19 protein-coding genes and 1 tRNA gene are annotated in these 19,156 nt (G+C 64.8%); 12 read left to right on the top strand and 8 right to left on the bottom strand.

Features of this window, described 5'->3' with window-relative positions:
• Positions 1 to 226 precede the first annotated feature (226 nt).
• Entirely contained in the window at positions 227 to 2,077 is a 1,851-nt protein-coding gene (locus tag AB7E35_RS01585) for a gamma-glutamyltransferase family protein (protein WP_428166945.1), read from the bottom strand.
• Positions 2,078 to 2,164: 87 nt separating this feature from the next.
• The gene (locus AB7E35_RS01590) at positions 2,165 to 3,973 is read right to left on the bottom strand and encodes a glutamine--tRNA ligase/YqeY domain fusion protein (protein WP_428161998.1); all 1,809 of its coding nucleotides are present in this window, start codon (positions 3,971 to 3,973) and stop codon (positions 2,165 to 2,167) included.
• Positions 3,974 to 4,231: 258 nt separating this feature from the next.
• Between AB7E35_RS01590 and AB7E35_RS01595 the strand changes: the two genes are divergently transcribed.
• From AB7E35_RS01595 to AB7E35_RS01615, 5 genes are all read left to right on the top strand, one after another.
• Positions 4,232 to 4,609: a hypothetical protein gene (locus tag AB7E35_RS01595; RefSeq protein WP_428161997.1), complete on the top strand. Its 378-nt coding sequence runs from the start codon at positions 4,232 to 4,234 to the stop codon at positions 4,607 to 4,609.
• Positions 4,610 to 4,704: 95 nt separating this feature from the next.
• Positions 4,705 to 5,151 carry a type II 3-dehydroquinate dehydratase gene (aroQ, locus tag AB7E35_RS01600; protein ID WP_428161996.1) on the top strand — a complete coding sequence of 149 codons (447 nt, stop codon included), beginning with the start codon at positions 4,705 to 4,707 and terminating at the stop codon, positions 5,149 to 5,151.
• A complete protein-coding gene (locus AB7E35_RS01605; RefSeq protein ID WP_428166952.1) occupies positions 5,151 to 6,083 on the top strand; it encodes an alpha/beta fold hydrolase in 933 nt (310 codons plus the stop codon). The genes aroQ and AB7E35_RS01605 overlap by 1 nt, the downstream gene beginning before the upstream one ends.
• Before the next feature lie 8 nt (positions 6,084 to 6,091).
• On the top strand, positions 6,092 to 6,517 hold the full coding sequence (arfB, locus tag AB7E35_RS01610; protein ID WP_428161994.1) for an alternative ribosome rescue aminoacyl-tRNA hydrolase ArfB: 426 nt from the start codon (positions 6,092 to 6,094) through the stop codon (positions 6,515 to 6,517).
• A 30-nt stretch (positions 6,518 to 6,547) separates the two neighbouring features.
• On the top strand, positions 6,548 to 7,219 hold the full coding sequence (locus tag AB7E35_RS01615; RefSeq protein ID WP_428161993.1) for an alpha/beta hydrolase: 672 nt from the start codon (positions 6,548 to 6,550) through the stop codon (positions 7,217 to 7,219).
• Between the two features lie 30 nt (positions 7,220 to 7,249).
• Here AB7E35_RS01615 and AB7E35_RS01620 read toward each other — a convergent pair whose 3' ends face one another.
• The 5 genes from AB7E35_RS01620 to AB7E35_RS01640 form a co-directional block, all read right to left on the bottom strand.
• Positions 7,250 to 8,119 carry a zinc-dependent peptidase gene (locus AB7E35_RS01620; RefSeq protein WP_428161992.1) on the bottom strand — a complete coding sequence of 290 codons (870 nt, stop codon included), beginning with the start codon at positions 8,117 to 8,119 and terminating at the stop codon, positions 7,250 to 7,252.
• Positions 8,120 to 8,123: 4 nt separating this feature from the next.
• Positions 8,124 to 8,906 (bottom strand): UDP-2,3-diacylglucosamine diphosphatase, encoded by a 783-nt coding sequence (locus tag AB7E35_RS01625; RefSeq protein ID WP_428161991.1) that lies wholly within the window; start codon positions 8,904 to 8,906, stop codon positions 8,124 to 8,126.
• 21 nt (positions 8,907 to 8,927) lie between these two features.
• A complete protein-coding gene (locus AB7E35_RS01630) occupies positions 8,928 to 9,455 on the bottom strand; it encodes a peptidylprolyl isomerase (RefSeq protein WP_428161990.1) in 528 nt (175 codons plus the stop codon).
• Positions 9,456 to 9,487: 32 nt separating this feature from the next.
• Complete coding sequence (locus tag AB7E35_RS01635; RefSeq protein WP_428161989.1) at positions 9,488 to 10,072, bottom strand: peptidylprolyl isomerase; 585 nt, start codon at positions 10,070 to 10,072, stop codon at positions 9,488 to 9,490.
• A gap of 100 nt (positions 10,073 to 10,172) precedes the next feature.
• Positions 10,173 to 10,745: a tetratricopeptide repeat protein gene (locus AB7E35_RS01640; RefSeq protein ID WP_428161988.1), complete on the bottom strand. Its 573-nt coding sequence runs from the start codon at positions 10,743 to 10,745 to the stop codon at positions 10,173 to 10,175.
• A gap of 215 nt (positions 10,746 to 10,960) precedes the next feature.
• Here AB7E35_RS01640 and cysS point away from each other — a divergent pair, with 215 nt between their 5' ends.
• From cysS to AB7E35_RS01675, 7 genes are all read left to right on the top strand, one after another.
• The gene (gene cysS / locus AB7E35_RS01645) at positions 10,961 to 12,337 is read left to right on the top strand and encodes a cysteine--tRNA ligase (RefSeq protein WP_428166946.1); all 1,377 of its coding nucleotides are present in this window, start codon (positions 10,961 to 10,963) and stop codon (positions 12,335 to 12,337) included.
• 45 nt (positions 12,338 to 12,382) lie between these two features.
• A complete protein-coding gene (locus tag AB7E35_RS01650) occupies positions 12,383 to 13,042 on the top strand; it encodes a DNA-3-methyladenine glycosylase family protein (RefSeq protein WP_428161986.1) in 660 nt (219 codons plus the stop codon).
• A 48-nt stretch (positions 13,043 to 13,090) separates the two neighbouring features.
• The gene (locus AB7E35_RS01655; RefSeq protein WP_428161985.1) at positions 13,091 to 14,068 is read left to right on the top strand and encodes an acetyl-CoA carboxylase carboxyltransferase subunit alpha; all 978 of its coding nucleotides are present in this window, start codon (positions 13,091 to 13,093) and stop codon (positions 14,066 to 14,068) included.
• Between the two features lie 70 nt (positions 14,069 to 14,138).
• Positions 14,139 to 15,143 (top strand): tRNA lysidine(34) synthetase TilS, encoded by a 1,005-nt coding sequence (gene tilS, locus AB7E35_RS01660; RefSeq protein WP_428161984.1) that lies wholly within the window; start codon positions 14,139 to 14,141, stop codon positions 15,141 to 15,143.
• A 39-nt stretch (positions 15,144 to 15,182) separates the two neighbouring features.
• On the top strand, positions 15,183 to 16,451 hold the full coding sequence (locus tag AB7E35_RS01665; protein ID WP_428161983.1) for an aspartate kinase: 1,269 nt from the start codon (positions 15,183 to 15,185) through the stop codon (positions 16,449 to 16,451).
• A 45-nt stretch (positions 16,452 to 16,496) separates the two neighbouring features.
• Positions 16,497 to 16,589, top strand: a tRNA-Ser gene (locus AB7E35_RS01670).
• A gap of 69 nt (positions 16,590 to 16,658) precedes the next feature.
• Positions 16,659 to 17,498, top strand: coding sequence for a hypothetical protein (locus tag AB7E35_RS01675; RefSeq protein ID WP_428166947.1), 840 nt, complete (start codon positions 16,659 to 16,661; stop codon positions 17,496 to 17,498).
• Between the two features lie 90 nt (positions 17,499 to 17,588).
• Here AB7E35_RS01675 and AB7E35_RS01680 read toward each other — a convergent pair whose 3' ends face one another.
• Entirely contained in the window at positions 17,589 to 18,959 is a 1,371-nt protein-coding gene (locus tag AB7E35_RS01680) for a Fic family protein (RefSeq protein WP_428166948.1), read from the bottom strand.
• Positions 18,960 to 19,156 lie beyond the last annotated feature (197 nt).

Consider the following 19,156-nt stretch of genomic DNA (forward strand, 5'->3'; position numbering starts at 1 on the left):
GCGCATGCCTGGCAGCACGCGAGAGGGTGATGCGGGCCAGAAACATGCACAGAACGTGGATGCCGCCGCGGACGGCAAGCGCAGGCGCAGTGCCTAGCACACGTTTTTACAAAGACGGCATTTTACGAAGTCGCGGGGCCTTGTGTCGTAACCTGGTGATCTGCAGCCACGTTGGTGGCTGACGCCCGGGTGCCACGAAAACACGCATTCGTCCATGTCTGGACGCTCAATCGCCCATCACCACGCCTTCGCGCCGCGGGTCGGCGCCGCCCAGCCACATGGGCTTGCCGTGCACCTGGCCGCGCGTGATGGCCTGCAGGCCGCTGGTCATGTTCATCTCGCGCACCTCTGCGCCGCGCGCGCGCAGGCTCTCCAGCGTGGCAGGGGTGAAGCGCTTTTCTTCCAGCAGGGTGGGGCCGTTGAGGTTGCCGAAGTTGGGCAGGTCGATGGCCTGCTGCGGCGTCAGGCCCCAGTTGAAAATGCCATGGAGCGTCTTGGCGGTGTAGTGGATGATCAGCGCGCCGCCGGGGCTGCCGCCGCTCATCAGCAATTGGCCTGAAGCCTTGTCAAACACCAGCGTGGGCGCCATGGACGAGCGGGGTCGCTTGCCCGGCTCCACCCGGTTGGCGATGGGGCGGCCTTGGGCATCTCGCGGTGCAAAGCTGAAGTCGGTCAGCTCGTTGTTGAGCAGAAAACCGCCGCTGCGCGCGCTGCTGGTGCTGATCATCTGGCGCGAGCCGAACTGGTCTTCGATGGTGGTCGTCATGGCGACAGCGTTACCCCGCGCATCGACCACGCTGATGTGGCTGGTGCCGAACTCTGGCTGGTCTGGCATGGGGGCCATGCCGGTCTGCACGCCGCCGGGCGTACCGGGCTGGGCCACCTTCATGCTGTGCGGCCCGATGAGGAGCGCGCGGCTGGCGAGGTAGGCGGGGTCCAGCAGGCTCATCCAGGTGCCGGCCGGCGGGCGCACAAAGTCCGGGTCTGCCACGTACTGGGCGCGGTCGGCAAACGCCAGGCGCGCTGCCTCGTTGTACAGATAAAGCCAATCGGCACTGGGCGCGGGGCCCTGGGGGCCGTCTTGCAATGCCAGGGCCGAGGCGCCGGTGTGGTTCAGGATACCCAGGATTTGCCCCACGGCAATGGCGCCGGAGCTGGGCGGCGGAAAGCCGCAGATGCGCAAATCCCTTGCGCCCGCCTGGTGGTCAAAGCACAGGGCGTCGCGTTTCTTGGGCTGGTAGCCTGACAAGTCGGCCAGGGCAAGGCGCCCCGGGTTGATGGGGTGGCTCTGGACTTTGGCAACGATGGCCTGGGCTACATCTCCCTCCAGCAACGCCCTGGAGCCATCCTTGGCAATGGCGCGCAGCACGACTGCCAGCTCGGGATTGCGCAGCGTGTGGCCCACCGGCCAGGGTTTGCCGTCGGGGTCAAAAAAATAGGCGCGCGCCACTGGGTCTTGGGCCAGAAATTTTTCGTTGGACAGCAACGCATTCAGGCGTGCGCTGACGTTGAAGCCTTGCTCGGCAAGTTGGATGGCGGGCTGAAACAGTGCCGCCCAGGGCAGCGCGCCGTGTTCGCGGTGGGCCTGCTCCAGCATGCGTACCGTGCCCGGCACGCCGACCGAGCGCCCGCCCACCACCGCGTCGTGAAAGGCCAGGGGCTTGCCGTCGGCACCGATGAACAAGTCCGGCGTGGCGGCGGCGGGGGCTGTTTCGCGTCCGTCATAGGCCTCTACCCGGTTGCCCGCGGCATGCAGTAAAAAGGCACCGCCGCCGATGCCGCTGGACTGCGGCTCCACCAGCGTGAGCACCATCTGCACTGCGATGGCTGCATCAATGGCTGATCCGCCGGCCTTGAGCACTTGGTAGCCAGCGTCGGTAGCCAGCGGATTGGCGGCCGCCACGGCAAAGCGCTCGGCGGCCCAGCCGGGTTTATCGGTATGGCCCGATGAGCCCTCGGGCTGCTGGGGTATCTGGTACTGAAGGCGCGTCGGCGCGCTGGAACAGGCGGTCAGCAGCGCTGCGGCTACGCAGGCGGTGAGGGCTGTGAATCGGCCATGGGGCAGGTGGCGGCGCATGGTATGTCCTTGTGGGGGGTGGTCGGGCGATGGTAGTCGCCATCGCGCCAGCGCCCACCGGGGCGAACCATGGGTTGCGCCCAGTGCTTACTTGGCCCAGCTGTCCTTCAACCCGGTGATCTTGTTGAACACCGGATGCGCGGCACTGTGCTCCTTGCGGTCGGCCACAAAGTAGCCGAAGCGCTCAAACTGGAACTTGTCGTCGGGCTGTGCATTGGCCAGAGACGGCTCAACGTAGGCAGTCACCACCTTCAGGCTGTCAGGGTTGAGCAATTCCAGGAAGTCCTTGCCGCCCGCGTCGGGTTGGGCGTCGGTGAACAGGCGGTCGTAAAGGCGCACTTCTGCCTGAACGCAGTCGGCCGCGCCCACCCAGGTAATGGCGGCCTTTACCTTGACGCTGTCTGCACCGGGGGTGCCGCTTTTGGTATCGGGCACCACGGTGGCCAGCACGCGGGTGACGTTGCCACTGGCGTCCTTCTCGCAGCCGGTGCACTCGATGACGTAGCCGCCCTTCAGGCGCACCTTATTACCCGGGAAGAGGCGCTTGTAGCCCTTTGGCGGCACTTCGGCGAAATCCTCGCGCTCAATCCAGACCTCGCAGCCCAGGGTGAAGTGGCGCTCGGGCACGGCCTCGCCTTCGGGCGCATGGGGCAGGGCAGGCAGGCTGCAGGCCTCCAGGTGGCTGTCGCTGCCAAACACCTCGGCCCAGTTGGTCAGTGTGAGCCGCAGCGGATCCAGCACCGCCATGGCGCGGTGGGCCTTGGGTTCCAAGTCTTCGCGCAGGCAGCCCTCCAGCGTGCCGTAGTCGATCCAGCTGTAGTCCTTGGTTACGCCGATGCGCTCGCAGAACATCTGGATGGACGCAGGCGTGTAGCCGCGCCGGCGCAGTCCCACGATGGTGGGCATACGGGGGTCGTCCCAGCCGCTGACGATGCCGTTGTCCACCAGGTGCTTGAGCTTGCGCTTGCTGGTGACGACATAAGTCAGGTTGAGCCGCGCGAACTCATACTGGCGTGGCTGCGGACGGGCGATCAGGCCGCCTTCGCCCAGGCGATCCAGCAGCCAGTCGTAGAACGGGCGCTGGTCTTCAAACTCCAGCGTGCAGATACTGTGGGTGATGCATTCCAGCGCGTCTTCGACCGGGTGCGCGAAGGTGTACATGGGGTAGATGCACCACTGATTGCCAGTGTTGTGGTGCTCGGCATGCTTGATGCGGTAGATGGCCGGGTCGCGCAGGTTGATGTTGGGGCTGGCCATGTCGATGCGCGCGCGCAGCACGGCGGCGCCGTCGGGCAGCTTGCCGTCGCGCATTTCGCGAAATCGCGCCAGGCTCTCTGCCGGTGTGCGGCTGCGGTAGGGGCTATTGACGCCGGGCTTGCCAAAGTCGCCGCGGTTGGCGCGCATTTCCTCGGGCGTCTGCTCGTCCACGTAGGCATGGCCGGCCTCTATGAGGTATTCGGCCGCGCGGTACATGAAGTCGAAGTAGTTGCTGGCGTAGTACAGGTTTTCGCGGCCGTCCGGGTCTTTCCAGTCGAAACCCAGCCATTTCACGGCATCGATGATGCCGTCCACGTATTCCTGGTCTTCTTTTTCGGGGTTGGTATCGTCAAAGCGCAGATGGCACACGCCGCTGTAGTCGCGCGCCAGGCCGAAGTTCAGGCAGATGCTTTTGGCGTGGCCTACGTGCAGGTAACCGTTGGGTTCAGGCGGAAAACGCGTGCGGATGCGGGCCGGATCCAGTGCGCCTGTGGCGTGGTGGGCCGCATCGCCGGGGCTGCCGCCCCAGTGGTTATGGGCATGTTTGCCCTGGGCCAGGTCAGCTTCGATGATCTGGCGCAGGAAGTTGCTGGGCTTGCTGGCGTCTGCGGAGGTATTTTTGTCTGCGAGGGTGCTCATGCGCGGGATTTTAGGCGGCATGCGCCGGTGGGCCCGGCATGCCGCGACCCGGCGAGGTCGCGCCGCGCTGCCGCACGCAGACTACCCACGGTTACTCATGGACACCGACGGTGGTACGTCCGGAAACAAGCTGAACACTGGTTCATGCCATCCTTTCAGGCATGTGGCGCGTTAGGGTGTCATTACTTTCTGGCGCATTCGTTGAGAGGCGCTTTTCAAGGCCCGGGCATGTCCGGCGCCCAGTCAAAGGAGATTTTCATGACCCGACATCGCTCTTGGTTTGCTTCGGCAGCATCCGTCGGTATGGCGCTGGCCCTCTTTGTGGGCGCTGGCAGCGCGCAGGCGCGTAGCGACGTGTATTGGTCCGTCGGCGTGGGGGTACCCGGCGTCGTCGTGGGGGTGGGCAATGCCGCGCCGGTGTACTACGCCCCGCCGGCCCCGGTGTATTACGCACCGCCGCCCGTGGTGTATGCGCCACCGGTGTACCGCGCGCCGCGTCCCGTGTATTACGCGCCTCCGGCGGTGGTGGCGCCGCATCCCGGGTATTACAGGGACAGGAGTCACGCCCACGGTCACCGGCATGGGCACGGCTACCGTCACCAGAATCACTACCGGGGCCATCGCGATTGGCGCTGACGGCAGCACCGCACGGTAGCCATTGCATCGGGGCGGGGCCGCGATAATGCGCGCTCGCGGGTCCGCTCCGACGGGCACAACCGCGCCACGAGCCCATGTCCAAAACTGTTTACGTTCTCAACGGCCCCAATCTCAACCTGCTAGGCACGCGTGAGCCGCAGGTGTATGGCTCCCAGACACTCGCCGATGTGGAGCAGCTGTGCGCCGCCGCCTGCGCGCGCCACGGCCTGGCGCTGGTGTTTCGTCAGAGCAACCACGAAGGCGCCCTGGTGGACTGGATCCACGAGGCCGGGCGCCTGCACGCAGCCGGCCAGCTGGCGGGGGTGGTGGTCAACGCGGGCGCCTACACGCACACCAGCGTGGCGCTGCTGGATGCCGTCAAGGGCACGGGCGTGCCGCTGGTAGAGCTGCACATCAGCAACGTGCATGCGCGCGAGAGCTTTCGCCACCACTCCTACCTGGCCAGCGCCGCCCGTGCGGTGATGTGCGGTTTTGGCGTGCAGGGCTACGCCCTGGCCATCGACGGGCTGGCGCAGTGGTGATCGCGCAGGAACAATTGCAGACGCAGGTACGGGCAAAGTTGCAGGCCCAGACGCTCGCCGCCTTGCCCTTGCCGCCCGAAGTGCAGGTCCTGCAGCAGAAGGCGCGGCGCGAGGGCACGCCCTGCGGCGCCGGCGATACCGTCTGGCATGTCTGGGGCGCACCGCGCGATGGCGTGCCGCCGCTGGTGCTGCTGCACGGCGGCAGCGGCAGTTGGACGCACTGGGTGCGCAACATCGATGATCTGGCGGCCGCAGGTCGCGAGGTTTGGATTCCTGACTTGCCCGGCTTTGGCGACTCCGCATCGCCCGCCGTGGGTGGTGACGCCGACGCCCTGGTGGAGCCGCTGGCGGACGGCATGCGCATGCTCTTTGGCACGCGCCCGTGCGACCTGGTGGGTTTTTCTTTTGGGGGCCTCACGGCTGGCCTGCTGCTGGCGGCTCACCCCAAGCTGGCGCGCCAGCTGGTGCTGGTGGGCGCTCCGGCTATGGGCGTGGTGCCCCAGCGGCAGTTCGAACTCAAGGCCTGGCGCCACCTGCCCGAAGACGCCCAGATGGCAGCGCACCGCTACAACCTGGCGGCCTTGATGCTCAAGGACGCAGCCCTGATTGACGACCTGGGCGGCCTGGCACTGGGCACCCATGTCGCCAACGTGGTGCGCGACCGCATGCCGCGCCGCCGCCTGGCGCACACCGACGCGCTGGCCCGTGCCCTGCCGCAGGTGCACTGCCCCGTGCATGCCATCTACGGCCGCGCCGATGCGCTGTACAAGGAGTGGATCGGTGCGCTGGAAGGCGCCTATGCCGGCGCGGCGCCGGATTTCCGGGGCATGGAGCTGATCGAGGACGCGGGTCACTGGGTGCAGTTCGAGCGTCCGCAGGCCTTCATGCAGGCGCTGCAAGCGGCATTGCAGGCAGGGGCAGGCACTGCCTGAGCGGGGGCATGAACCTGCCACAGCGCACCGCTGTTGTGCCAGTCAACCCTGCAGAGGTTGAACTTACCGCCATGCGTGCGCAGGGTGCGGGCGGCCAGAACGTGAACAAGGTGTCGAGCGCCGTGCACCTGCGGTTTGACATCGCTGCATCGTCCCTGCCCGAGGATGTGAAGCAGCGCCTGCTGGCTCTGCCCGACAGCCGCCTGACCCGTCAAGGGGTGCTGGTCATCAAGGCCCAGCAGTACCGCACACAGGAGGCCAACCGTCTGGACGCGCTGGCCCGCCTGCAGGCGCTGGTGGACAGCGTGGCCCGCCCGCCGCGGGTGCGCCGCGCCACACGCCCCACGCTGGGCTCTAAGTTGCGGCGGCTCGAATCCAAGAGCCAGCGGTCCGCCACCAAAGCGCTGCGCGGCAGGCCCGCGCACGCCGACTGAAGTTTTTCTTGACTGTTTTTTGTTATCGCCATGCTGGATCTGCCTCTTGCCTATCTTCACCGCCCCGCTGGGGCGGGCGTTTCCCCACCTTGGCTGCTGGTGTTGATGCACGGCGTTGGCAGCAACGAGCAAGACCTGTTCGGCCTGGCGCCCTACGTGCCTGCGCCGTTTCATGTGCTGAGCCTGCGCGCGCCCTACCGCATGGGGCCCACCGCCAATGCCTGGTTCGACTTTTCCGTGGCGCCAGATGGCACCCGCAGCATCAACGAACCACAAGAAATCCGCAGTCGCGCGCTGGTAGGGCAGACTGTGGATGCCGCGGCGCGCCAGCTGGGTATTCCGGCAGCGCGCGTGGTGGCGGGCGGCTTTAGCCAGGGCGGCATCATGGCGCTGACCCTGCTGCTCACGCGGCCCGAACTGCTGCGCGCCAGCATGGTCTGGCACAGCCGACTGCTGGCGCAGGCGCTGGCCCACGCCGCGCCCGCCACGGCACTGACTGGCCGCCAGTTGTGGGTGAGCCACGGCGTGCAGGACAACGTGATCCCTCTGCCCAATGCGCACGCCATTCGCGACCACGCAAGAGCCTTGCCGCTGACGCTGACCTACCGTGAATATCCGGGCATGCACGAGATCCGCCCCGAAGAACTGCGCGACAGCATGGCCTGGCTGCAGGGGCTGACCGCCGCACCTGCTGCTGACTGACGGCGCTGGCGGCGGCTGGCGCGTACAGGATTACGGGTGCGCTGGCCGCTGAAAGAACGCATCCAGCACCGGCGCCAGCGCGGGGAGCTCCTGGGCGAAACGCTCGCGGTGCACAAAATAGGCTTCGCAGGCCACGGCAAAAAACTCCGCTGGCGCCGTGGCTCCGTAGGCATCCAGCCAGGGCCACTGGCCGCCAAAACGCTCGGCAATGATGACCTGCTCGCGAAACTGTTCGTACGCCGGTTCCCAGGCGGCGCGCCAGGCAGCATGGGCGGCGCGGGCGCTCGTCGTGCCCATGAAGCCGCCAGGCAGGGGCGGACAGCCGTCGGCAGGGCCGTTTTTCATGTCGATCTTGTGCACGAACTCGTGGATCACCACGCTGGTGGCGTCCCGGTGGCCGCCCTGGCTGGCCTGGCCGGCGCCGTCCACGGCAGGCCAGGACAGCATGACGGGGCCGCGCTCCATGGCCTCGCCCAGCAGCACCTCGTGGTAGTGATGCACCACACCGGCCTCGTCCACGGCCTGGCGGCGTGCCACGGCCTCGGCCGGGTGCACCACGATGCCCACGAAGTCGTCATACCAGTCCAGCGCACGCGCGGGTGCGCCCCAGTGCAGCAGCGGCAGGCAGGCCTGCGCGGCAATCGATACGGCCATGGCGTCGGTCACCACCAGGCCGTGCGCGCCGGTGAATTGCTTGCGCTGCAGAAACAGCGCGGCCAGGGCGCGCAGCTTGGCCTGGTCGTGCAGCGGCAGGCGGGCCAGAAAAGCATGGCGCTGGAGGATCTGCAGCCACAGGCTCGCAGAAATGTCGGGCACGGGGGCGACCCGTGCGTGCAGGCGCCGGGCCAGGTGGACAAGAGGGCGGAACAAGGCAAGGAGGGCAAGGAAGGCAGGGGGCATGCCGCTATGTGGGCGCAAGCGGCAGGCGTTGCAAGCCCTGGGACGTCAGGCGCAGCACCCCGGCACGCGGCGGCGCGGCGGCCAGATCCCAGTCGGTCAGCACATGGCGCGTCAGGCCGGGCGCCAGCACATGGTCGGCCGGCAGGTGGGTGTGGCCGTGGATCAGCGCCTGGGCCTGTGCTGAATGCAGCCACTGTACGGCGGCGGCGGCATCCACATCGGCATAGACCGCCGTACCGGCCTGCTTGCGTGCCTCGCTCTCGCTGCGGGCGCTGCGGCCTTGCGCGCGGCGCTCGTGCAGCGGGCGCGCCAGCAACTGGGCCTGCCAATGTGGGTCGCGCGCCAGGGCGCGAAAGCGCTGGTAATCCACGTCGCCAAGGCACAGCGCATCACCGTGCGACAGCAGCCAGCGCCGGCCCGCAAACGTGAGCACCGTGGGGTCGGCCAGCACGGCAATGCCGGTGCGGCCCGTGAAGCCCTTGCCCACCAGAAAGTCGCGGTTGCCGTGCATGAAGTACAGCGGCCTGGTGTGCGCCGCGCGCGAGAGCCAGTCGCAGCACGCGCCTTCAAAGCTGCCTGGTTCGGTGATGGCGTCGTCGCCCACCCACACCTCGAACAGGTCGCCCAGCAGGAACACCGCGTCGGCGGGCGTGGTGTCCAGGTACTGCCGCAGGGCCTGCACCGTGGCGGGCTGGCTTGGTTCGAGGTGCAGATCCGACAAAAAATCGACCGCGCGCCACGTGGCTGGCGCGGCCAGCTCGGCCATGGCTGGCAGGGCTTGCGGCATGCACGCGGTCATCGCGGCTGGTTACAGCGCCACGGCCTTGTCGATCACCACGGCGTCAAAGGGCACGTCGTCGTGGAAGCCCTTGCGCGTGGTGCGCACCTTCTTGATGGCATCGACCACGTCTTCGCCCTTGACCACTTTGCCAAACACGGCGTAGCCCCAGCCCTGGCCGGTCGGCGCGGTGTGGTTCAGGAAGGCGTTGTCCACCGTGTTGATGAAGAACTGGGCGGTGGCGCTGTGCGGGTCGCCGGTGCGGGCCATGGCGATGGTGTATTTGTCGTTCTTCAGGCCATTGGAGGCTTCGTTTTCGATGGGCTCGTCGGTGGTCTTTTGCTTCATGTCGGCCGTGAAGCCGCCGCCCTGGATCATGAAGTTCTTGATCACGCGGTGGAAGATGGTGCCGTCGTAATGGCCCTTGTTCACATAGTTCAGAAAGTTGGCGGTGGACTTGGGCGCGTTCACGGCGTCCAGCTCCAGGGTGATGACGCCCTGGGTGGCGGTTTCGGCGACGTTGATGGTGACGTGCAGTTCGACTTGCGGGTTGCTCATGGAAGGTGTCCTTTTGGTGGGGTATTGCAGGGTTACTTGACCAGGGTTGCAGACTGGATGACCACGGGCGTGGTGGGTACGTTCTGGTGCATGCCGCGGTTGCCGGTGGCAACGGCTTTGATCTTGTCCACCACGGCCGCGCCGTCGATCACTTTGCCGAAGACCGCGTAGCCGTGGCCGTCCGGCTGGGGTGCATTGAGGTTGGCGTTGTCCGCCACGTTGATGAAGAACTGCGACGTGGCCGAATTCGGGTTGGCCGTGCGCGCCATGGCAATGGTGTATTTGTCGTTCTTCAGGCCGTTGGCGGCTTCCAGCGGGATCGGCGCCGTGGTGGGTTTTTGCTGCATATCGGCGGTGAAGCCGCCGCCCTGGATCATGAAGCCGTTGATCACGCGGTGAAAGATGGTGCCGTCGTAATGCTTGTCAGCCACGTAGGCCAGAAAGTTCTCGACCGTCCTGGGTGCCTTGACCGGGTCCAGCTGCACCACGATATCGCCCATGCTGGTCGCCAGTTTGACCTTGGTCGCAGTGCCGGTTGTTTGGGCTGGTGCTATCGTAGTAATAGCTGCTAGCGCAATTCCAGCAAGCGCTAGAGCCGTGTTTCGTCTTGAAATCATGAGTGGGTTCCTTTGTCATGAAAGGCCTGCGGCCATGCGTGCCGCGGCTTGCGTGCGCCGGGTTACAGCCGGTCTTGGACGTCGCCGGGGCAGGGCGGCGTCAACGGCTGGCTGGGGCGGCGGCCTTGGGGGCCGCGGGCTTGGCCGTGGCAGCAAACAACTCGCGCAGCAGCTTGAGCTTGGGCGCCACCGACGTGGCGACGGCCTTGTCCAGCTGCTGAGCCCGCAAGTAGGACTGGCCGGCCAGCTTGGCATGGATGTCGCCCAGGTTCTCGTGCGCGGTGGCGTAGTCGGGCTTGGTGCGCACCGCCATCTCGAGTGCCGTGCGGGCTTTCTCCAGCTGGTTCTGGCTGGCGTAGAGCACGGCCAGATTGTTGTAGGGCTCGGGCAGCTCTGGGTATTCCTCGGTCAGCTTGGTGAAGACCTCGATGGCCTCGGCGTGTTTGCCAGAGTCCGTCAGCGCCACGCCGCGCAAAAAGCGCAGCTGCGGGTCGCGCGGCGCGGTGGTCAGGCGCTGATCCAGCTGCGCAGCCGCCTCGGCAGGTTTGCCCTGCTGGATGAGGCGGGCAATGTCCGCGTACTCGTCCGCCTGGGCCCAGGAGGCTGCAAGCAGCGCCACGGTGGCGGCAAGCAGGTGCAGGCAGCGGAAGGCGGGTCGGCGTGCAGGTGTCATGGACGGCGGGGGGGTAGAGAGACTGGGCAGCGCGGCGGGGATGCGGCGCGGGCTTATACTGCCGGCCATTGTAGCGGAGGGGGGTGTCGTGCCGGCCCACCGCCCCGGCGTCAAGCCGGTTCCTAGCACCACGCCCCGAGTCATCGCACGCCGCACGCAGCCCCGTTGGGGCCCGCTGTCCCTGGCACCTCACCGATTTCCCGAATCCGTCATCCATGAGCTTGCGCATCTACAACACGCTGTCGCGTGCACTGGAGGAATTTTCCCCGCTCCAACCTGGTCAGGTACGCATGTATGTGTGCGGCATGACGGTGTATGACCTGTGCCACCTCGGCCACGCGCGATCCATGATTGCCTTTGACATAGTGCAGCGCTGGCTGCGCGCATCGGGCCTGGCCGTGACTTATGTGCGCAACATCACCGATATTGACGACAAGATCATCAAGCGCGCAGTGGAGAACGGCGAGACCATCCGTAGCTTGACCGACCGCATGATTGACGCGCTGCACCAGGACGCCGACGCGCTGGGCATCGAACGCCCCACGCACGAGCCGCGCGCCACCGAATACGTGCCGCAAATGCTGGACATGATCGGCACGCTGCAGGGCAGGGGCCTGGCCTATCAGGCCGCCAACGGGGATGTGAACTATGCAGTGCGCAAGTTTGCGGGCTACGGCAAGCTGTCGGGCAAGTCGCTGGATGAGCTCAACGCTGGCGAACGCGTTGCCGTGCAGGACGGCAAGCACGATCCGCTGGACTTTGTGCTGTGGAAGTCCGCCAAGCCCGGCGAGCCAGCCGACGTGAAATGGCCCAGCCCGTTTGGCGAGGGGCGCCCAGGCTGGCATATCGAATGCTCGGCCATGGGCTGTGCGTTGCTGGGCGAGAGCTTTGACATTCATGGCGGCGGGGCCGATCTGCAGTTCCCGCACCACGAAAACGAAATCGCCCAGAGCGAGGGCGCCACGGGCAAGCCTTTCGCCCGCGTGTGGATGCACAACGGCTTCATCAATGTGGACAACGAGAAGATGTCCAAGAGCCTGGGCAACTTCTTCACCATTCGCGACGTGCTCAAAGAGTACGACGCGCAAACCGTGCGCTTCTTCGTGGTGCGCAGCCATTACCGCAGTCCGCTGAATTACAGCAACGTGCATCTGGACGATGCACGCGCCGCGCTCAAGCGTCTGTACACCGCGCTCAGCCTGGTGACGCCCGCGCAGGTTGAGGTGGACTGGACTGACGGCCACGCCGCGCGCTTCAAGGCTGCCATGGATGAAGACTTCGGCACGCCCGAGGCCGTGGCCGTGCTGTTCGAGCTGGCTGGTGAGGTCAACCGCAGCCAGTCAAGCCATGCCGCAGGCTTGCTCAAGGCGCTGGGCGGCTACCTGGGGCTGCTGCAGGGTGATCCGCAGGCCTTCCTGAAAGCGGGCGCGGGGCTGGATGAGTCCGCCATTGCGGCGCAGATTGCCGCGCGCGCGGCAGCCAAGGCAGCGAAGAACTTCGCCGAGGCCGACCGCATCCGCAACGAGTTGCTGGCGCAGGGCATCGTTCTCAAGGACTCTGCCGCGGGCACGTCATGGGAAGCGGCGCAATAAATGTGTTTTGAGTCAAATTGGCTTTTAGCCATTATGGAATAAGCGGTGGCAGCTACTAAAAAAATAGCGGGTGCGGCGCTTCCGATCGTCCAGCCCGGCTACTGGGAAGAGGCCTGCAAACATCTGACCCGCAAAGACCGCGTGATGCGCCGCCTGATTGCGCAGGTGGGCGACGTGTCGGTCAGCCTGCGTGGCGACGCCTTCACCACGCTGGCGCGCTTCATCGTGGGCCAGCAGGTGTCGGTGGCCTCAGCGCAGCGCGTGTGGGATCGCCTGGCCGCGCTACCGATTGCCATGACGCCGCGTGAGGTGCTGAAACTCAAGGTGGACGACATGCGCGCGGCCGGTCTGTCGGCGCGCAAGGTGGAATACCTGGTGGATCTGGCACTGCACTTTGACAGCGGCCGGCTGCATGTCGATGCATGGAACCAGATGGACGATCACGCCATCGCGGCCGAGCTGGTCGCCATCCGCGGCATCAGCCGCTGGACGGCCGACATGTTCCTGATCTTTCATCTGGCGCGGCCCAACGTACTGCCGCTGGATGACGCCACCCTGATCCAGGGCATCAGCCAGCATTATTTTTCGGGCGACCCCGTCAGCCGCAGCGAGGCGCGCGAGGTGGCGCAGGCCTGGCAGCCCTGGTGCAGCGTGGCAAGTTGGTATATTTGGCGCTCGCTCGCCCCCCTGTCGGTGGACTACTGATCAAACGCAGGGCGGCCATAACCGGGCATCGCCCCGAGGAGAAACAAGTTGGCGAAAAAGACCTTTCTGGATTTCGAGCAGCCCATCGCAGAGCTGGAATCCAAAATCGAAGAACTGCGTTACGTGCAAAACGAGAGTGCGGTGGACATCTCCGAAGAGATCGACCAGCTCAGCAAAAAGAGCCAGCAGCTCACCAAGGACATTTACAGCGATCTGAGCCCCTGGCGGATCACGAAAATTGCCCGCCATCCCGAGCGGCCCTACACCCTGGACTACGTGCGCGAGATCTTCACCGACTTCGTGGAGATGCACGGCGACCGCCATTTTGCGGACGATCAGTCCATCGTGGGCGGCCTGGCGCGTTTTAACGGCCACGCCTGCATGGTGCTGGGCCACCAAAAGGGCCGCGACACCAAGGAGCGCGCGGCACGCAACTTCGGCATGAGCCGACCCGAGGGCTATCGCAAGGCGCTGCGCCTGATGAAGACGGCAGAAAAATTCAAGCTGCCCGTCTTCACCTTCGTGGATACGCCTGGCGCCTTCCCCGGCCTGGACGCGGAGGAGCGGGGCCAGTCAGAGGCCATCGGCCGCAACATCTTCGAGATGGCGCAGCTGGAAGTGCCCATCATCACCACCGTGATTGGCGAGGGCGGCTCCGGCGGCGCGCTGGCCATCAGCGTGGCCGATCAGGTCATCATGCTGCAGTACTCGATCTATTCGGTGATCAGCCCCGAGGGATGCGCATCCATCCTCTGGAAGACCAGTGACCGTGCGCAGGACGCGGCCGACGCCATGGGGATCACGGCGCACCGCCTGAAGGCGCTGGGCCTGGTGGACAAGATCGTCAACGAACCCGTGGGCGGCGCTCATCGTGACCACAAGCAGATGGCTGCCTTCTTGAAGCGCGCGCTGGGCGATGCCTATCGCCAGCTGGCCGACCTCAAGCCCAAGGAGCTGCAGGACCGCCGCTATGAGCGCCTGCAAAGCTATGGCCGATTCAATGACACCAAGGCGGACAGCCGTTGAGGCTGCCCCGGCGCCAACCTGACGACGACGGCCCTGCGGGGCCGTTGCGCTTTATGCCACCATCGCGCCCATGACCCAGTCCTTCGACGCAGCCATGCGGGCTTTCGCGCCGCGCCTGCCGCTGGCGGTAGCGTTGAGCGGTGGAGCGGATTCAACGGCGCTGCTGCTGGCTTGCGCACGGCGCTGGCCGGGCCAGGTGCACGCTTTTCACGTGCACCACGGCCTGCAGGCGGCTGCGGACGCATTCGAGCACCATTGCGTGGATCTATGCGCGCGCTTGCAGGTGCCCCTGTCGGTGCAACGGGTGGATGCCCGCCACGCCAGCGGGCAAAGTCCCGAGGACGCCGCTCGCCAAGCGCGTTACAAGGCTTTTGAGGCTCTTGCCCAGCTAAATCAAGCGCGAGCAGCTATCGAATCAATAGCGATTGCGCAGCATGCGGATGACCAGGTCGAGACTTTGCTGCTGGCGCTGTCGCGCGGCGCCGGAGTTGCCGGCCTGGCCGCCATGCCTGCGCAGTGGCAACGTGGTGGCCTGTGCTTCCATCGGCCGCTGCTGCGTGTGGCCGGTGCAGATGTGCGCGCCTGGCTGATATACCAAGGCGAGTGCTGGGTGGAGGATCCCTCCAACGAGGACACGCGCTACACGCGCAATCGCATCCGCCACCAGTTGCTGCCGGCCCTGCAGCAGGCTTTTCCGCAGTTTCGCGACACCTTCGCCCGCAGCTGCGAGCATGCGGCACAGGCCAGCGAATTGCTGCAAGAGCTGGCTGCAGCCGATCTGGCCCAGGTGGGCCAGCCGCCGCGCATCACCGCACTGCGCACCTTGAGCCGCTCCCGCCAGGCCAACGTGCTTCGCCACTGGCTGCGTACCCGCCACGCCACCACACCGGCAGCCGCGCAACTGGGCGCGTTGCTGGATCAGATTGCCGCCTGTACCACGCGCGGGCACGGCATCCACCTCAAGGTGGGCAGCGGATACGCGGTGCGCGAGGCCGATGTACTGCGTTGGTACAATCATCCGGTTTTGGACTTCCTTTCTGCACGGGCCGGCGGCGCGCCAAAACAGATTCAGTAATAGCGCCGCGCATCAGCGTTCCGTCATTCCAGATATTCCATGGCACTGATCGTTCATAAATACGGCGGCACGTCGATGGGCTCCACCGAGCGCATCCGCAACGTTGCCAAGCGCGTGGCCAAGTGGTCGCGGGCCGGCTACCAGATGGTGGTGGTGCCCAGCGCCATGAGTGGCGAAACCAATCGCCTGCTAGGCTTGGCCAAGGAGCTCACGCCCTCGCGCGTCACCTCGGCCTACCACCGTGAGCTCGATATGCTGGCCGCCACGGGCGAGCAGGCCTCGTCGGCACTTCTGGCCATTGCGCTGCAGGCCGAGGGCCTGGAGGCCGTGAGCTACGCCGGCTGGCAAGTGCCCGTACGCACCGACAGCAGCTACACCAAGGCGCGCATCGAGTCCATTGACGACAAGCGCGTGCGCGCCGATCTGGACGCGGGCAAGGTCGTCATCATCACGGGCTTTCAGGGCATTGATGGCGTGGGCAACATCACCACGCTGGGTCGCGGCGGCTCGGACACCTCGGCGGTGGCTATTGCCGCTGCCATGAAGGCCAACGAGTGCCTGATCTACACCGACGTGGATGGCGTGTACACCACCGACCCGCGCGTGGTGCCTGAGGCGCGGCGCCTTGCGACCCTGAGCTTCGAAGAAATGCTGGAGATGGCCAGCCTGGGCAGCAAGGTGCTGCAAATCCGATCGGTGGAGTTCGCCGGCAAGTACAGGGTGCCGCTGCGCGTGCTCTCCAGCTTCACCCCCTGGGACATCGACATCAACGAGGAAGCCAAGTCCGGCACCCTGATCACCTTTGAGGAAGACGAACAAATGGAAAAAGCCGTCGTATCCGGCATCGCTTTCACCCGCGACGAAGCCAAGATTTCCGTGATCGGCGTGCCCGATACGCCCGGTATCGCCTATCAGATTCTGGGTGTTGTGGCCGATGCCAACATTGATGTGGACGTCATCATTCAGAACGTGGGCAAGGAAGGCAAGACCGACTTCAGCTTCACGGTCAATCGCAACGACTACCAGCGCACCATCGACTTGCTCAAGGATAAAGTGTTGCCCAAGCTCGGCGCCGAAGAGGTGTCGGGCGACGCCAAGATCGCCAAGGTTAGCATCGTTGGTATCGGCATGCGCAGCCATGTGGGCGTGGCCAGCAAGATGTTCCGCGCACTCAGCGAAGAGGGCATTAACATCAAGATGATCTCCACGTCCGAGATCAAAACTTCTGTGGTGATCGACGAAAAGTATGTGGAACTGGCCGTGCGCACGCTGCACAAGGCTTTCGAACTGGATCAGGCTACAGCCTGAAACTTCGCCAAAACGGCATGAAAATAAGGCTACAATAGTTGGATTGGAAACGTGACCGAGTGGCCGAAGGTGCTCCCCTGCTAAGGGAGTATGGGGTGTAGAGCCTCATCGAGGGTTCGAATCCCTCCGTTTCCGCCAAGCCAATAAAATCAACAACTTACAAGCTTTTCGAAGCGCTCGTGAGTTGCTGATGATAGCGAAAGCTGGTTGAAAAAAGCCACCAAAACCCACCTTCTGGTGGTTTTCTGGTGGTTTTTTTTCGTTCTGACCCCGATGACCCCAACCCAGGTTTTGGCCTATTTGCAGGGGATGTTTCCCGACCGGCTGGTCCTTTATGCCGAGGATCTGGCCCAGGTGTTGGGCAAAAGCCGCAAAGCTGTGACCCACCTGCTCAGCCAGGACGACCTGCCGTTCAAGGTCAAACGCCTGGGGTCAGAGCGTTGCATCGATATTTTTCAGGTGGCCGAGTGGTTGGCCAGCGATGCGGATGTGGCCGAAGTGGTGTCGGCCCCGTCCTTGGCTACCTCCGTGGGTGGCGCCCCAATGGCTTTATCCGCCCCCGCCAGCCCAAAAAACCACCAAACAGCCACCAGCCCCACCTCTCAACCGGAGCCTGTCCCCGACCCTGCTGCCGAAGTGGCCGACTACGGGTTGATGGGCAAGCGCATCCTCGAGATGCGCCATGATTACCAGAGGCGATTCGTGGCCCAGGTCTTGGCGTGGGAGGGTGACGAGCAAATGTTCATGCAGGACCTGGTCACACACCTGTGCATGGGTCCCAGCTTGCCTGTCGAGTCTTTCGAACTCGTCTGCGCCTGGATGCGATGGGTCGGTGCGGGTTACGAGCGAAAGGAAGAGGTTGTGGTGGTGCCGGACGAAGAGTCGGTGCGCGAAGCCTTGCCTTTGCTGCTGCGCAAGGTCTCTGCGGTGCCCAAGGACGTTGTCGACGTCCGTGTGCGGCACGCAGGTCGGGAGGTCTTCCGGTTGGTGCGCAACCTCGATGAGACAGACGTATTGTTGGATGACTACAAGTTCAGTCCATTTTGACCGCGAGGCGTACCTGTTTGCTCAACCTTGGCAGTCGAATGGGCCTCAAGAGCAATCCGAATCAAGCAGCCAGCCAAGCTGCCTTGCATCTCATCTGCGCCGGCCGGCATCTATCCATCGCTGTGTCATGCCTCGAGCAAGGTTGTAGCGAGCGCAGTTGTGCTGCTCCAATTGGTCGAGTTCGGTGTTGGCGATGAGGCGTAGAGCCACGCTGTCAGCGACATCGATGTGTACCTCGGAAAATGCTGCATCCAGCGTTCGTCCATGGAACACTACGAACTGCATCAGCTCGTTCAAGGTCTGTCGGTACTTCGTCCGAATCGGGTCCGGCGCTGCAACAGAGGCGCGTAGCACGCTGTACTTCTGAATCGAACGGCGGTAGATGAACTCGAACAAGTCCACCGCCGCAGCCACGTTGCGCTGCTCGTAGATGCCGAGCATCGCGGTCGCGTAGTCCGAGCGCTCCACGTCCAGAAAGGACAGCGGGGCGCAGTTGTAGAGCATGAGCGGCATATTGGCGCTCAGACGACTCGTGCGCTTGTTGCCGTCCGCAAAAGGTTGCAAATAGGCCAGGTTGACCCACAGGAAGAAGGCGGCCTCCACCGGATTGCGGATGCTGCGGACCTTGTTGACGATGGCGTTCAGCGTATCTTCCAGGAGCGAAGGAATGATGCTGGGGGTGTAGACCGAACCATCGATGTTCACCACGCGCCGGCGGATGCTGCCGATATCGCGTGCGTCTCGAAGGAGGTCCCTCATCAGCTTGGTCTGCAGGTCCACGATGACGGGCACGGTGATGCCCTCCGTCGGCACCGCATCGACCATGAACTCGATGGCACTCTTGTGGTTGAGCAGCATTAGCGTGTCCTCGTCGAGCGGTCCCGCCTGTTGGCCGAGCTCGAAGAGTTCCTTGGTGTCGAGCAAGCTCTTGCTATTGCCCTCGAGGCGCGATGACGACCAGGACAGGTCGATGAGCAATTGCTCGAGCACCTCCCGCGCGTAGGTTCCCGCGGGTTGCTGGTTCTGGCTGCGGCCAGCGTTGTGCAGGTCCGTGGCCAGCTTTGGCGGCAGCAGGCTGGACTGGTTCGGGATGTAGCTGTTCACAAACCCGCTGTCATAGCCCACGGGCGTGCGGGTGCCCAAAGGGGCGAGAAGCGCCTCGACGAGGGGATGCGCGGCTGCCGACCATTGAAAGCCTCCAGACCTTGCTGGCGACGGGGAGCCAGACGTCAATGCGCCCAGCGCGGCCTCAGCCGCTGCATTGGCCAGGTATCGGGTCGAGCGTCCGTCCCCTTGCTTGTCCAGTAACCTGGCCGCAAGAAGGTCCCGCAGGTCCCGGTTGATGGTGGGCCGGGAGACTTGCAGAGCCTGCTCAAGCGCACTCGGCGCAACGGGCGCACCAGAATCCAATACATGGCGCAGCAAGGCTGCATGACGGGGCGACAGCGGGGGAGGAGTCATGGTGCAGCGAATCTGGTCAATTGCGTCTATCTTGTCATCTGAGGTGATTGCGACCGCAATCCCGTCATTTGATAAAAATAAGCCGTAATCTTATCTTGTCGAGGCCGGCTTGATAAGAAAATGACAAAATTGGAGCAGCATGACAAGAAAACCATGGGGGTCTCAGTCCCGCAGCTTGAAGCGCTGGGAGGGGAGAG

It is taken from the genome of Diaphorobacter sp., assembly GCF_050251835.1.
In the GTDB taxonomy this organism is placed as follows: Bacteria; Pseudomonadota; Gammaproteobacteria; order Burkholderiales; family Burkholderiaceae_C; genus JBFXIE01.